Raw genomic sequence first — 15,738 nt, 5'->3', positions numbered from 1 at the left:
ATTTACGGACCCAACACAGAAGATGCAGTTCGACGCTATCAAATTATGAATGGATTAACAGTAGATGGAATTGCAGGACCGGAGACACTGACTTCCCTTGGGTTGGAAGCTCGTACCTCTCCAGAAGAGGAGGACGACACAGGAAGTGTTGATTTTATCGGCGGTGATTTAGGTGATATCTCCATTTCTCAGGTATTTATCCCTACGTTGAATTATAATCGACCTGGTTATTCTATGTTTCCTCGGTATATTACAATTCATGAAACAGCCAATACTGCACCTGGGGCAACTGCTTTCATGCACGCAAACTATGTTACAAATTCCAGCACTCCTGTGTCTTGGCATTTTACTGTAGATGATGGCCGAGTGATTTATCAACACTTGCCGACAAATGAAACAGGCTTTCACGCCGGGGATGGATCCGGAGACGGAAACAGAAATAGTATTGGCATTGAATTGTGTGTAAATAACGGAGGAGACTTTTACCAAACAAGAAGAAATGCAGCTGTGTTAGTTCGTAAACTAATGAATGATTTTAATATCCCAATTTATAACGTGGTAACACATAACCATTGGAGTGGAAAGCTTTGCCCTGCGAATATGTTAGAGCATTTTGAGAGTTTTCGTACCCAGGTGATGAGGTCCACTATTCCAGAGGGGAAAAATTATCACTCCATTAATTCGCCGTTTGCGGACATTGATGAATATATTAGTGTAGAGGAGCCTATAAGTACCAGCTACTCAACATCTTATGATGTTAATTTAGGACCAATAAAAGGATCGTTAAAAGGTTCTATTATCATCGGTGATGTGAATGATGTAGATTGGGATTTGGATGAAGAAAATGCAATTGATGGTAATTATTTAGATGGTGCTTTAGAAACACTTTTAAATACAATGATGCAAGAAGCCCCAATACCAGGTCTTAACGATGTAGCTGAAGCCCGAGCTGAGTTAGACAAGATTATTGGAGAAGAGATTGATAATACTATAGAAGCAAGGGTTAGCTTTGTGGATGATATTAGTTTTTCATTTTCTTTCCCATGGGTTGAAGTAGATTGGATGGTTGTAGAAATATTACGAGAAGTGTCTGATGGAGTTTACGTAAAAGAAAAAGCCACCTTAAATGATATTGATTGGAACAAAGATGACAGATTACTGAAGGGAGTGGCATTTGTATTAGTTCTTTTGGCTGCAATATTACTAAAAAGAAATTTCAAAGTAGATGAAGTTACATCTGTATTAAAACAATTAGCACGCTCTGTATACGACCCTATATTTAATTAAGAGATAGAAATTTTATCTCTTTTCTCCCATATAAATTATTTTATGGGAGAATTTTTATGTTTTTTATATTAAAATGAAAAAGAATCAATCAATTAATTAAGAGATTATTTAGAAGGTGGTAAAAAGGTGGTAAAATTGTTTAGAAAAGAGGTGCTCCCTCGTATTTACTCGTGGTTTAGTCGTTTCGTTATATACATGTTATTGAAACGTAGGTTTCTTCTTAAATCACATAAGGACTCTCGCAATCTAAAAATTAGCGAATTCATAAAAGAAATTGATGATTATTTTAATGAAAAAAAAGAAGCAAATAATTCAAATAACAAAGCATTCGAAAATCTTAAAATAAAATCAAAATCTTTTAGGTCATTAGTATCTTCCTTAAATGCATCTGATTTAAAAGAATCAGATAAAGATGATGAGTTTTACCTTCTAGTAGCGCACAAATGGGTTGAGGGTTACGAAAAGAAATTTCATAAAACCTCATACTTGATGTTGTATTTATTTATTTTATTCGCAGTAATTGTAGTTTTTTTCGATCAGCATATGTCTACATCCCTAGTAAATCTAATTTATTTAGGTTTGATCTTTATTTTTCCTATCATTGGCTTTGGATCAGCTATTTTAGGAAAAGGTTGGACAATGTTATGTTTATGTATAACTCATTTTTTTCTGTTTTTTATTGGCGTTGCTATGTACCTAATAATCTACCTTTGAGTTGGTGATGTAGAGTGAAGCACTTTAAGATTTTTAATAAGTTTAGATTATCCTTATTCAAAAAACAAGGACGTTATCTGAATAAGACTGGGCGTTTTCCGTGGAGGAATCTGCTTTTTATATAAAACACTATGAAAAATGATCGTCGAATTGTTATATAATTCAACGATCATTTAAAACTACATTATTATTGTTTGTACACTAAAATTGAACTAATCACATAAATACAATCCCTCTTTTTATAAACCATATCTACGCAGTAAAGCTTCACGGCATATATCTTTTGTTATTCAATGTTTTTTTCTACAAACTCCCAGAAATCAACGGGTATAATTCTTTTGTTTTTAACAGCTTGTACAACTTTTAGATTAATTTCTTGTTCCAAGTCATCTCTTTCCTGATAATTTGTTTTCATAACACTTTTTTTAATTTTTGGCTTCATCATCATTAAAGTTTCTTGAATTATTTCATTCTCATCCAAGTTATGCATAACCTCACCTCTTTTTACAATTGCAATCTTAACTTTCTTTTAATCTTATTAATAGCTTCTTGTTTGTGTTTAGAAATGTTTTGAGGACTGTCCTCATAGTGTTCTGCAATTTCTTTGATTGAAAATTGATTAATATAATTAAGCTCTAAGATATCTTGTTTCTTTTTAGGTAAATCATTTATTGCATTTATGATTCTCTCATCAGAAACCATGTCTGTTATACCGTGGTATAATCTATATGATTCTTTTTTCGCAGGAAACAGGTCAATAATAGAAGTATCTTTGGAAGTTGGCTTATCTAAAATCAACCTATTTTGTTCATTATGTTTTCTGAACTTCTGATCATAGTAATTTGTATACCTTTGAGATAAAACAGATATATAACTTATCAATCTAAATTTCATATAAAATTTAATAAATCGTTGATTCAATTCATCATTTGAATTTTCATCATTATTTTCTATTGTTTTTTTTAGTAAATCAAAGTTATGTTCATCCTGAAAAAAACTCTTAATGATAGGCTGTTCAAATACCCTCGAATTATGTTCTACAAATTTCTCCACAAAATCAAAACTATCGTACATTTATTCCCCTCCTTTAGTATAAAAGAGAAAAAACTGTAAAAAAATCAACTACATTCGCAAAAAAACCGAACGTACGTTCTATTTTAAATCCTTATATATGATATTTCAAATATATTTTTACAGTTTAGGGTGAAATTTTCTTTATGGAGCTCTCTTTAAGTTATAAAGGAGGGAATAAAAGTGGAGGTTGATTTATTATATGAACTAATTGGAAACTTTGGATTTCCTATTGCTATTACAATTTATTTACTGTTGAGATTAGAAAAAAAGATTGCAGAATTAACGTCTGCAATCACAAAGTTAAGAGAAAATGTTAATACTAAAATGTAATCATTCTATTCAACCACTAAATGAAAAAAATAAAGATACTTACACCGTTTTAAAACATAAGCTGAATCTGTAGGTATCTTTACCTTTTTAGCTACTCCACGATTTCTAAAAACTTCCTTTATTCATCACCTCAAATAAAAACCTTTCCTGTTTCACCTGAGATGGGATTTGATATTTGGCTTCTTTTTCGGTAACCACACTATTGGTAGTCGCATACTTGAAACTCCATATTTTTACTCACTGTTGTAACTCGTGAAGCCCTCATTTGGATCAATTTGCATTCCTTCTTCAGCAACATTATATCCCTATCTTTCTTTTAGGGCCTCCAGCAATTTGCGTTTGATTGATTATTAAATGTAAACATAAATGTAAATGTGATCATGGATAGAACACAGTGATACTTGTAACAGTAAACTTCTGAAAATAACGTATTACACCCCTTTCATCATTTATTTTTATGAAAGAAGTTTTCTAATTCCTTTAGTTCTTGACTAGTTAATGTAGTTGATTCAAGTTCTTTCGATTCTTGAGATTCTTTAAACCACTTAGGGAGAACTTCACTTGAGCTACTTAAGTCCCCATGCTCGAACCCTTGAACATATATACCTTCTTTTTTTAATTTTTCTTTTTCGGTCAATAAGTGAATCATTAAACCAACTGGATTTTTTATGTCTTGATAAAGTTCGATTCTTTGATTAATCATTCGAGTTAAATGTTTCAATTCTTCATCTTTCTTATCACCAAACACACTGGTCGCCATCCTCGATAACCTATTAAAAGCATCCAAATTAATTTCATATCCTTTTGATAATTGGTTCAATTCTTGTAATAAATCTTGGCTTATATCACTCCCGCTTTTTTGTTCAACTTGTAACTCTTTAGATTGGATGTGACCGATTGTAAAAATAAGCTTGTCCACTCTTCGACTTTTCCGAACTTCTTCAAATGAAACTTTTATATCTGTCTTAGTATTTAGTTCTTGAATTGCATAATTAATTACCCGGTTTTTTAAATGACCGTATTGTTTATACTTCTCCTTAGGTATACCCAACATTTCCTTAAGTTGATCAACTGATACTTTCCATTTTCCGAGGTATTGCCATTTTTTCATTAACTCATATAATCGGATTGCATAAGCGCTTTTTAAAGATAAGATGTTACTTAATCGATAAGATGTAAATGCTTGCTTCAACTGTAGTAAATAAGGTTTTAATTTCGGATCAAAACCAAACTCAATCCTTCCTTGACCTTCTATGTATTCAACGTGAGATGCCCAATTACAAATCAACCATCCGCCATCCTTACGCGGTATTTCTATTACTTTAGACATCAATCCTCTTATAACTTCTTTAGTTTGTGTATAATATTCACGACCTTCTAATCCTAACAAGTTATGAAATTCACGAATTTCTATTTCATAGGTTTTAAAATCATCATCATCGGGTTGAATCATACTCACTGCTGTTAAAATAATTTTTTGTTCTCGCGTGGTTAAAGAATGACGATGGCGTGCTTCTATTAAATTATTCGATTTAGTTACTAAGTGCTCTGAATTCACAAATATCTACCCCTGATTTATATTTAAAATCATTTTATCACAACTACAATTGTATGTGATAGTTTGAATTAAAAGTGTGATAGTTTGAATTAAAAGTGTGATAGTTTTGAATTAAAAGTGTGATAGTTTGAATTAAAAGTGTGATAGTTTGAATTAAAAGTGTGATAGTTAACTCCCAAACCCCTTCTCTTGCTTGAACTTTCACATGCTTAAAACAATAAAACATATAAAACAAAATAATTAAACAATACAACAAGAATCGATGATGGATTAAAATACAAAAGAGATCAAGTTAGTTTGCTGCCTTTTGCTTTTTGTTATATAATAAAGTCATAGTTATTTATTTAGTTATTCTACCTTGTTCGTTTTGAAGAAGAGTTGGTGGTTTGCATACAGCAAACGTGGCAACACAGTTATACTTCTCCGATCTTTGAATTGGAGCGTTAAAGTTATTCGTATGCATACGTATTAAAGTGTGTATTTTTTAAAATTTAATTTGAGGGAATGTAATTGCTTATTAAGGGAGAGAACTACCCTGTTTGGAATCGCCAAAAGCATATAAAAATTTTTCACAAGATAGACTGCCAAAATGGTGAGTCTATTTTTTAATGGGAATAGATAAATTTCAAAATTTAAAAGGAGGGACTATTAAAATGAAAATAGGTAGCAAAACATTGCGTTAATCTCTGATAACGCATAAAACCTTTGCGGTCGGAGAATAAACTGGAGCAAAAATTGACGGCTCAATAAATATAGGTCGGGCGGGTTAAATTAATCAAAGAATTGATACTGTTGTACATTGAAAACTGAATCACAACACATTATTTTTTGTATAACTTCAGTTTCACCTTATGGGGTGAATGGGAATGCGAAGCGAAATGACCAGAGTTGACATATCAGCCTTATATTCGATTCTGGGTTAAAAAACGGAGTGTGAAGGCTTATTTAACTATGTAAAAGTGGAGGAGATTTAATGGCAAGTATCATCAAACAAGTAAAGGAATCGGTTGAAAAGATGGACAAGATTGGTGTTTCAAAAAGAGAATTTCGACTAAATGGGCAGAAGCCAGAAATTCATTCCTATAAACAAAAAAAGCATACTTTGTCAGCTGGATATAATTTTGCAAAATGGGTAAGAGATGAATACAATGTAAAAAAACTACATCAGTTAACTCCTGAACATTATGAAAAGTATATTCATCATTTAGAAAATAGAGGGGGGAGTAAAGGGCACCTTCGCAATATTGAAACAGCCTTAAGATTTTTAGAGCGTGGTTTTCAGAAATTTAGTGAGGAATATGGAAAAGAAATAATCACTTTCACCTCTGAAAAACGATTAATAGCTCCAGCTAAACGAACGGAAAACATTCAGGATCGTTCATATTCAAATTTTGAAATTGAACAAGTTATATCTAAAATGAGTGATAATATGCAAAAGGCTGTAACACTAATGCGCGAACTTGGATTAAGGAGTGAAGAAGTATCTAAAATTAGAGTTGAACATATTGAAAAAGGACGACTTTTTATATCACAAGGAGAAGGAGTTACTAAAGGTGGGCGCCATCGTTTAATTGAGATTCCTAATAACCTAAATAATGAAATTGAAAAAATGTTAGAAGGGAAGGAAAAGACTGATCGACTGGTACCTATAAGGTCTGATTCAATTCGCAAGATGAACAACGAAGCGTTTAAAAAAGCAGGGTTAGAGACGGATGGACGGGGTTGCCATGGTTATCGATATGCCTACGCATATAAGAGGGTTAAAGAATTGATGAATTCGAAAGAACAAAAAATATTGAGTCAAGTATTAAAGCGTTATGGAGAAGGTAAAAACGCTGATTATGGTGTTCATGACAAAAGGGGTTATAATGACATGAAAGAAAAAATGGATTTGATTCACTCTGAGTTAGGACACGGAAAAAATAGATTCGATTTGGCTTTTAGATATATGAACAGTTTGAAAGAAATATAAAGCCGTATTTTATAAATAATAACAATATAAATGTTAATATTAAATAAGAGTAAATTACGTGGAAGTATGAGGTAGGCTGCCTAGATTTTTATTAAATTGTCCACTTTCAAAGTTATAGTTCAAAACACATGATAGACATATACCTTTATTAAAAGAGAGTTATCAGATGAATGAGTTAACTGAGAAATATCGAGAGGATTCAAAACAGAGCCTATTAAATACGCTATCGAACAAGCTATGAAGGAATTTAATAAAAACTAGAGTATAAAAAAATGTCTATTTTTGATTAAATAGATGCAGTCCCCCCCATTTTCAAGTTCAGACCCCCTTTATTTATGCGGGCATTTACAAGAGGGTTACTTTTTGCCCCCCCTTGTATATTAGCATCTAAATAATAATTAATATAAAAAATACACTATAATCACACTTAGAAAGGTTATTATTCTTATTATATTTACTGGATTGGTTGATTCTAGCTTATCAAAAGGGGTTATTCGATTAAAGATAACACCAAATATTACTGTTCCTAATAGAATTAAGATGACTCCAATAAAAAATGGACTATTTGAAGAATTAGTTACATTTATAATATGACTTGAAAATAATACCCATAAATATCCTAAGAAAATATGAATGATTATAGTCATTATATAAAACTTAGCTCGCAAATTAATCCCTCCTATCTTATTCCTTATATTTTTAAAGACTATTTATATCCTCTATTCTTAAATTGGAAAATCTATTAAAGTTAAAAATTTTATGTATTTAATATTAAATAATTATTTTCATTAAATCAACATTTTCGTAAAAAATTATTTATTTTCTTAATATTGTTGCATTTTAAACATTTTTTTCCTACAATGGCATGAACACTATATTGGAGGGATATTATGTTAAGGAAAATTATTGTAACATTTTTTGCTGTTATGCTTTTATCTAGTAGCCTAGTCTCGTTTGCAAGTAATGAGGGAGATGAAAACGAGTCCTCTCAAGAAGTCACAAAAGATGAGTTTATCAATTTAATAAAAGACACCTCTGAGTACAATGAATATGAATCTAACTTTGTTTATCAAGATCCTAAAGTTGTTAATCCTTTATTAGATGAAAATGAGGAACAATTTGGTTGGATAGCTCAATATGAAGTAGATTTAAACAAGGGAGAAGAAATAGATGGTGACATACAATTTAATTCGGTTTTGACATTTATGTATTCATTTGAGGATGAGGAGTTTGGAGTTTTCTATACAGACTACTCAGAAATCCATAATACTGAGGAGCTAACATATACAAACTTGAGAACAGGAGAAGAGAATTCCGTTGATATCTCAGGTACAGAGCTCAATGATATAGTTGAGGAGACCGAAAAGTCGGCGCAAGAAAAGTTGAATTCTACAAATAGTGATGTATCACCTATGGCTGAAATGTGTTGGGTTTGCTTTGAATATGAAGAAGCAGAACAATCATTAGATGGTGAGTGTACTGCTATAATCGGGGCAGCATGTACAGTCCCTAATTTTCATTTTGCGGGAAGAGCACTTTGTGCAGGGGGGTCAATTATTTCATGTTGGGTTCCTGATTACCGGACATGTGTAGATGGGGACTTTCAACCAGTTTGTCCATAAATAAAGATAAGAATATAGATGGATAAAATTTGCTAGTTCAAATAAAACATAAAACTGAAATAAACAAAAATAGCAACAATAACTATTTCTCTAATCGTCATGGTACTACATCAAGGAAAGTGATTTAATACTCTTTTTTCACAAATAATATTTATAAACCTATTTTTAAATTTTTTCGTTTTTGTGATAATCAAACAAAAGTGTTAGCATTAAAGTCTATTTTTATCGTGAACGATTTACGGAAATAAGAAAAAGAGTTTATGTTGCCACGGTCTTGTATTCAACAAGGCTGTGGCTATTTAATTAAAAAACATGTAAATTGTAGTAATAACCCTTAAATTTGTGAATTGAGGTTATGATTAAGTCAACTTCTATAATTCCTTTTGAAAAATTTTTAGGACTTTCTGATTTTCGATAGTCATTTCGATATAAATATTAATGTTAATATTTATATTTTTATTGAATTGAATATTGTTGTTTTTATTAATGTTTAATTTGACTTGGATATTGTTATAAATGATGAAATTGATTTTTAATGAAGGAAACAAAGTGGAAAAACTCTTTTAAGTTTTTTGAACGAGTTCTTTCTTATCTTGATCAGGTATCATTTCTACAATATGGATTTAGAGTGTACAAATAAAGCATAATGTACTAATGTTCATTTTAAGTACTTATTTCGATATTAATATTTTTATTTTGATAGATATTAATATAGATATTAATATTAATAAAGAAAAACAGTGGAATAAAAGAAGTATAGTAAATAATTAATCAGTGATTTTATGAAGTTCGTGATATATTGTAGAACGTGGGACGCCTGTCATTTTGCTGATGTCATTTACACTTAAGTTGTTTTGTTTTCGTTTATCATATAAGTTTAGTGCTTTTTGTATATCTTTAGGATCCTTTCCTTTACGCCCTAAATGTTTACCTTGTTTCTTAGCACGTTCTCGCCCCTCAGATGTGCGTTCTCGGATTAGATCAGCCTCAAACTGTGCAAAGCTCCCCAAAACATTAAATAATAGGGTCTGCATACTGTTCTGTTCTTCACCTGCTTTAAACTCCATGTTGTCTTTAATAAAACGAACCCTAACTCCTTTACTATTTAACTCTTGGACTATTTTATTTAAATCAATGATTGATCGTGCCAATCGATCAATTTTGGTCACTATAACCTCATCGCCTTCTCTAACATGATCTAACATAGACTTTAGCTTTTGTCTGGGTTTTGTACTTGTACCAGTAACTTGTTCAACATAGACCTTTTCACAGCCTTCCTGTTTTAATAATTCCTTTTGTGTTTCTAAGTCTTGATTAATAGTCGATACACGAGCATAACCAATTTTCACAGCAGACACCTCTTTTGTTCAAAAGTTTACAATGTTTTACACATATAATTATAGACTATGTTTTAGATAAAATAAAGGGGTTAAGGAAGTTTGAAAAGTAAGTGGATTAGCTGTGTCTAAAAGTTGAAACTTTTGGATAAAAAACAAATTGGTTCGAAAACAACTAGGGGGGATGTAAAATAAAAGTGGATGCTTTTTGAAGGACGGTATTAATCATCTTAATGGAACAAATATTACAAGGGTTGATTAATTGGGGCAAAGTGTATTGTATAAATGCTGTGATGGACAACCATGATTAGACCTTAGACTTATGTTTGGGATCCAAATTAGTATGAATATTCTTCTTGTATATCTCTCAATACATGACTATCGTTATGTATTGAGCTTTTTTATAAAAAAATCAAGGAAACGTGTTTTTTAAAAATAAAGATATTATATGATTAATATACAAAGATTAAAAAGGTTGGGTTGTATGAGTAATTACACTATTAATCCGTACTCCAGACAGACTCAGATTGTCGGAAAGGTCCCTCAAAAAATATTAGATTATTTATCTATCAAGTGTCCTGATAAGGAAATTAAAATGTACCCAGGTGTCATTAAACACTTAAGTAAAAGTGGGCATTACGACATCTTTATGGATCATTATCAAAATATTCCCGATATGATTAGCAATCCCGATTATGTTGGCCAAAACCCAAAGGAGCCAAATAGCGTTGAATTGTATAAGCGGTTATCAGACACTTTGTTGATCGCTATTAAGCTTGATCCAAGTGGCTATTTATATTTAAGTTCTTTTTATGATTTGCATAATGCTGATCACAAAGTACAAAAAAGGTTAAGGTCTGGACGTATAATTGCGTTTAGTGACATCAAGTGATTTTCAGTTGTTTTACATACTTTTACGTAGTTTTTTGTTTACATTAGTGCGATTTATGGTATCATATTGTTACAAAATCATATATTATTAATGGATCTTTGAGGTGGGAAAGGTTCCCCACGCGCTACACATTATGTAGTTACCAGAGATGCAGGATACGCCGACCTGCCAGGGATCCAATTGAAAATAAACCCTACGCTTTTATGCGTGGGGTTTTTAAGTGTTCTTTTCCCTCCTTTATTGAATATCCATTACCAAAAAATATAATATAAAAATCCAAACACATTCTTTGATTATTCTGCTTCGTTAATTTAAGAGCAATCGTTCTTATTGAACAATCGCCCCCTTTAGTGTAGGAACAATATCAATACCCCACAATTGTTGATACGTAAGGATTTCCTAATTATAATATTCTTTCGTATATCTCTCCACGGAAATGGAATTACTTATTAGGATTGTAATCCTTTTTTCTATTCCTTTACATTTTTAAGCTCAAACGTTCGAACCACACCTAAATAGCTTTCAAGCAATTCCTCATACTCATGTGCTTCAAAAGCGATATCAAAAAATACCTCGTAAACATGCCCATCCACTTCTTTTAAGAACCAGTATTCTTCATATCCATCGAATTCGACACGAACAGCAGTAGTAAAAACACCTGTATCAAAGTCTTCATTTTCATGTAAATAATCAATTGTTCTAGCGTAGTCATGCTGGTATGCTACAAAATCATCTAGTGCTCTATTTCGTATTTCCCCTTCACGATTTCGAGCATTTTCCTGTTTTTCAACTTTGACTACTAATTCTGAAGACCTTAATCCAAAGTGCTCTTTTTCAACACTCTCCTCGTACTTCGTGTCAAATGTATATCGGTACGTATGAAGCGATGGAAAAGAATATCTAAACGTAGCTACTTCTGGTAAGTCAAAGGAATATCCTACTTCAGGGTAATCTCCTTTTAGATTTTCTTTAGGTTCATAAGATAAATTTGTTGGCTGGTCCAAAATAGGATTAGCGTCAAATTCATCTTTATTAAACGTAATAGTCTTCATTGAAGTAAGCATTTTTTCAAACAACGTTTCATCTTGCTCACTTGGGATTGATAATCTAGCACGAACATAGTTTTCTCCCACCTCACCAAGTAATTCATAATGAATCACACCTAGTTCTGATTCGGTCTTAATCATGTAAGTAAAGGGCTTTATATCATAATCTTCGGTAGTAAGCACGTTAGCAACATCCGATAACCTCTCCAATGACTGTTCTTTCATTTGTTCAAGGTATGCCGCAGAGTCTTCCTCCACTTCCTTTTTGACAGCTTGCAGAGCGTCTTGGGCTTCTTTTTCAGTTAATCCAAAGTCATAATACTCCTGTAAATATACATATTTATATTTATTTATTGGTTGAATGTCGATGGTGGGTACTTCTTTTTGTAATTGTTCAGTAGTTGTTTTTAGTGTAAATGTATATTGGTTAGCAGATGATTCATGCCAAAAAAGCATTTGATTTTCAGGCGTGTCCATAACATTTTTGGAAACCAATTCAAATGAATCGTCAACCGTTATTTGGTATGAGTTTGGCTGCAACCATTCATATTCTTCATCCCTAACTTGATTCTGCTCAAAACCATAAGTCGTACCATTTGTTTCATCAGTCGAACAAGCTCCCAGAAACAATAGGACGATAACAAGTATCATTTTTTTCATTGTGTCCCCCTCTAGATAGTAAAATCTGTTTTATGCAATCCTTCTTTCATTATTCTGCTCACGTTAGTTGAATAATGTCCTTTAGCTCATTTTACCATAAAAATACCAAACACCTTTGAATTTCCCACATTTTGTCGTGCAATTATAATCACAATTAGCCCTACAAGTTAGTCTACAATTTCATATAGAAAAAGTAGTCCAATTAAGGGTACAAATTTAAGTTTTGCACTCCAAAACTGAACTACTTATGTATTTAAATAATAGTTCTTTTTTTATTTAAGAGTGTTATAGCAAAATGTTGAATTCTTAAAGATTGAATCACTTCGAATAATGGGGTGAATTGCTTTTTAAGTTACTGATGCATCTTTTATCGATGTCGTAAAATTCATCCCAAAATTTACGAGGGCCCACTTACACACCTTTCCAAAAATAAAGGTGTTTGTGGGTGCTAAAACTCAATTTTATCGTTCATTTTGAGAGAAAGTAACACTTCGGTGAAAATGAATACATAGAAGTACTCATTCGTTTTACGAGAGAGGTTTGAACTTTTAAGTATTAGTAATAATAATGTTTTAAATGTTGTCAATAAAATATTGTTTCATAAACGAATTTAAAAGTTTCAATAAAAATTTAAGTTCTTGATCCACAAGAGGTTAGGTTGGTCCTAAATATAATTAAGTATTTTAAATAAATATATACAAAATCATTAAACCCAAAACATATCACCAACAAACAATTATGTAAACATAAACATTTACATAATTGTTTGTTGGTATTATAATATATACAGAACATTAAATTGAGACATCTCATTAAAGCTTCCAAAGGAAACCATATCATTTGAGTCAACCAAATGTTTAACGGTTTTTATTAACATAATACGGTTTCAGGTTTCAAGTACTTATAATGGACTTCGAATAAATAGTGGGGGGAATTAGAATGACCAAGGCGATAGTATTTTCGTTACAAAAAGGTGGAATAGCAAAATCGACATCATCAGGTATTACATCGTTTCTATTATCAAAGAAAGGGTATAAAATTCTCCATGTCGACATGGACTCTCAAGCTAACTCTACACAAATGTTAACTGAGGTTGATGATGCAACAGAAACATTTGGAGAAAGAGATATATTAGAGGCGATAAAAGCACAAGATCCAAGGACGTATATTATTAGAGTGAGTGATGGCTTAGACATTTTGCCAGCAACGGATTATTTAGCAATGCTAGATCAGTTTGTCTTTAATGAATACACCAGAAAGCACAGACAAAAACCGGGCCTTGCTTTATATAACACACTAGAGAAAGTAAAAGAGTCCTATGATTACCTAATCATCGATACACCACCTTCATTGTCTATATTAACTCTTAACGCTATGTTCGCATCTGACTATGTGGTTATTCCCACAAATACTGAAAAATTTTCATATAATGCTATTGAACGGTTCCTTGGTACGGTTGAAGAAGTTAGTCAACAGAAAAAGGACCTTATTGGTAAAGATATTAAAGTTGCTGGTATTTTACGATCGTTACATGATAAACGTCGTACAGATAATAAAATATTCTCTGAGATGATGGAAGAGTCGTATAGTCATTTAATGTTTAATACAGTTATCCATCGTAAAGCTGCAACAGGGAGACTACCTATTTTCGGTCTATATGATAACAGTGAATTAAAAGCTGCTATAAGTGAACATGAAAAGTTTGTAGAGGAGTTGTTAAATAATGTCCAAAGCAGATGAAATAAAAAATAAACTAAATAAAAACTCGAATGCTACCAAACAGTACCTTGAAGCTTTTGAAAACCACGAGGAAAAAGAAGCTGAAAACCATGAACTTTCCTCGGGAGATAAAAATAAAGAAGAGCAAATTAAACGGTTGAAGCAATCAGCACGAAAAAAGAAAATGGAGGACACGCATGTGAGACAAACCTTTTTAATAGAAAAAGAATTAGCAAAAGAGTTAGATAAGATAACTCAAAAGAATGCTCGCGGTTTTAAAACAGAGTTTATTAATTATGCTATTTTGCAAGCTCTAAAAGATATAAATGATGATTAAAAAGGGACTTCGTTGTGAATATTAAAACAAAAATAATTTTAGTTATAATAGGTTTATGTATTTACCTTGTTTATTTGCTAAAATGATCGATTTGTCAATATTATTGTGTGAGTTTTGATTTAAAAAAGCAATAGTGAAAACGTCTATTTATATATTTTTAAATAAAAAGGTGATAATGCACGTTATCTAACCACTATTACTAGTTGGCTACAGGGCATACACACCTTTTTTATTTTTGCTATATATGAAGTTGGAAGTTGGGACTACTCAGCATTTTTGGCTATAAATTATAAAATAGATGTTTTAATCTGCTGCGACAGTACTTTTTAAATAACGTACTTCATTCTAGATATACTGCCTACTTCAATTAGTCCAGTATCGAAAAAAAGACAATCATTGGTCCACTATTTCCCATGTCGATAACTACGGCTATAGTTGATTTCCGTACCTCCCAACTTAGTCGCAAGGAATCCAAACATCGCCCTCACTAAAAGTAAAACCTGATACTTCAAATGTTACCAAACCAAAAAGTAAATCCAAACAATAGATAAAACTACAACATTAATAATCCCTACATTAAAACGGTCAAATAATTACTCCTCTCAAAGTAATTGTGGTCCCCCCCTGCTTGAATAGCCATTCCCCCATTACTGCTTAACTCTTTTCTGAATTTTTTTAGATAAGAAGTTGTTTTTATCTAATTAAATGCACTTTATATAATACTAGAAAAAAAGGGGGACATGGATTGAAAAGTAGGATGTAACTTTTAAACTTTACCGCAGACATTAAATTTTAAAAAAGGAATGATTGAATTGGCTATCACAAATAGTACAGTATTAAGAAATGGCGATTCGGGTGAGGATGTATTCGCGTTACAACAGGTATTAGTAGAAAATAACTTTTACCCGAATATTGATGCTTCAAACAATGGTGTAGATGGTATTTACGGACCTAACACAGAAGATGCAGTTCGACGCTATCAAATTATGAATGGATTGACAGTAGATGGAATCGCAGGGCCTGAAACGCTTTCCTCTCTTGGAATTGTTGATGGAAGTTCGGGCGGAACTTCTGAAAGTACTGTTTTGCGCCCAGGACATTCTGGCGAATCCGTAAGCGTATTACAGCAAGCCTTAGTAGACAATAACTTTTATCCGGATATTGATGCTCCAAACAATGGTGTAGACGGT

The 15,738-nt window shown here is 31.9% G+C and carries 14 protein-coding genes; 9 read left to right on the top strand and 5 right to left on the bottom strand.

What is annotated here, in order from left to right; all coding sequences use genetic code 11:
• A partial coding sequence (locus tag AHA02nite_RS14880) for a peptidoglycan recognition protein family protein (RefSeq protein ID WP_246118880.1) occupies positions 1–1,287 on the top strand: 1,287 nt, incomplete at its 5' end.
• A 126-nt stretch (positions 1,288–1,413) separates the two neighbouring features.
• Positions 1,414–2,001, top strand: coding sequence for a hypothetical protein (locus AHA02nite_RS14875; RefSeq protein ID WP_146818671.1), 588 nt, complete (start codon positions 1,414–1,416; stop codon positions 1,999–2,001).
• A 286-nt stretch (positions 2,002–2,287) separates the two neighbouring features.
• Here AHA02nite_RS14875 and AHA02nite_RS14870 read toward each other — a convergent pair whose 3' ends face one another.
• Complete coding sequence (locus AHA02nite_RS14870; RefSeq protein WP_146818670.1) at positions 2,288–2,491, bottom strand: hypothetical protein; 204 nt, start codon at positions 2,489–2,491, stop codon at positions 2,288–2,290.
• 14 nt (positions 2,492–2,505) lie between these two features.
• Positions 2,506–3,075, bottom strand: a complete 570-nt coding sequence (locus AHA02nite_RS14865; RefSeq protein ID WP_146818668.1) for a sigma factor-like helix-turn-helix DNA-binding protein — start codon at positions 3,073–3,075, stop codon at positions 2,506–2,508.
• Positions 3,076–3,255: 180 nt separating this feature from the next.
• Between AHA02nite_RS14865 and AHA02nite_RS14860 the strand changes: the two genes are divergently transcribed.
• Entirely contained in the window at positions 3,256–3,405 is a 150-nt protein-coding gene (locus AHA02nite_RS14860) for a YvrJ family protein (protein ID WP_218025435.1), read from the top strand.
• 445 nt (positions 3,406–3,850) lie between these two features.
• Here AHA02nite_RS14860 and AHA02nite_RS14855 read toward each other — a convergent pair whose 3' ends face one another.
• Positions 3,851–4,963, bottom strand: a complete 1,113-nt coding sequence (locus AHA02nite_RS14855; protein ID WP_170236126.1) for a replication initiation protein — start codon at positions 4,961–4,963, stop codon at positions 3,851–3,853.
• Positions 4,964–5,936: 973 nt separating this feature from the next.
• Between AHA02nite_RS14855 and AHA02nite_RS14850 the strand changes: the two genes are divergently transcribed.
• Both AHA02nite_RS14850 and AHA02nite_RS14845 read left to right on the top strand, forming a co-directional pair.
• On the top strand, positions 5,937–6,935 hold the full coding sequence (locus AHA02nite_RS14850) for a site-specific integrase (protein WP_146818662.1): 999 nt from the start codon (positions 5,937–5,939) through the stop codon (positions 6,933–6,935).
• An 890-nt stretch (positions 6,936–7,825) separates the two neighbouring features.
• Complete coding sequence (locus AHA02nite_RS14845) at positions 7,826–8,557, top strand: hypothetical protein (protein ID WP_146818660.1); 732 nt, start codon at positions 7,826–7,828, stop codon at positions 8,555–8,557.
• Positions 8,558–9,324: 767 nt separating this feature from the next.
• Here the strand turns inward: AHA02nite_RS14845 and AHA02nite_RS14840 are convergent.
• Positions 9,325–9,906 carry a recombinase family protein gene (locus tag AHA02nite_RS14840; RefSeq protein WP_146818658.1) on the bottom strand — a complete coding sequence of 194 codons (582 nt, stop codon included), beginning with the start codon at positions 9,904–9,906 and terminating at the stop codon, positions 9,325–9,327.
• A gap of 472 nt (positions 9,907–10,378) precedes the next feature.
• On the opposite strand from AHA02nite_RS14840, the gene AHA02nite_RS14835 reads away from it, so the two are divergent.
• Positions 10,379–10,786 (top strand): PBECR3 domain-containing polyvalent protein, encoded by a 408-nt coding sequence (locus tag AHA02nite_RS14835; protein WP_146818656.1) that lies wholly within the window; start codon positions 10,379–10,381, stop codon positions 10,784–10,786.
• Positions 10,787–11,256: 470 nt separating this feature from the next.
• Here the strand turns inward: AHA02nite_RS14835 and AHA02nite_RS14830 are convergent, their stop codons facing one another.
• Entirely contained in the window at positions 11,257–12,492 is a 1,236-nt protein-coding gene (locus AHA02nite_RS14830; RefSeq protein ID WP_146818654.1) for a hypothetical protein, read from the bottom strand.
• Between the two features lie 939 nt (positions 12,493–13,431).
• Here AHA02nite_RS14830 and AHA02nite_RS14825 point away from each other — a divergent pair.
• The 3 genes from AHA02nite_RS14825 to AHA02nite_RS15410 form a co-directional block, all read left to right on the top strand.
• Positions 13,432–14,232 carry a ParA family protein gene (locus AHA02nite_RS14825; protein ID WP_146818652.1) on the top strand — a complete coding sequence of 267 codons (801 nt, stop codon included), beginning with the start codon at positions 13,432–13,434 and terminating at the stop codon, positions 14,230–14,232.
• A complete protein-coding gene (locus AHA02nite_RS14820; protein WP_146818650.1) occupies positions 14,216–14,548 on the top strand; it encodes a hypothetical protein in 333 nt (110 codons plus the stop codon). Before AHA02nite_RS14825 ends, AHA02nite_RS14820 begins: the two co-directional genes overlap by 17 nt.
• Before the next feature lie 812 nt (positions 14,549–15,360).
• Positions 15,361–15,738: peptidoglycan-binding domain-containing protein (locus AHA02nite_RS15410; RefSeq protein WP_281284108.1), on the top strand; the 378-nt coding region annotated here is incomplete at its 3' end.

The sequence above is a fragment of the Alkalibacillus haloalkaliphilus genome, from assembly GCF_007991275.1.
In the GTDB taxonomy this organism is placed as follows: Bacteria; Bacillota; Bacilli; order Bacillales; family Alkalibacillaceae; genus Alkalibacillus; species Alkalibacillus haloalkaliphilus.
The sequence above is the reverse complement of the archived record's forward strand: the minus strand, read 5'-3'. Positions and strand labels throughout refer to the sequence as shown.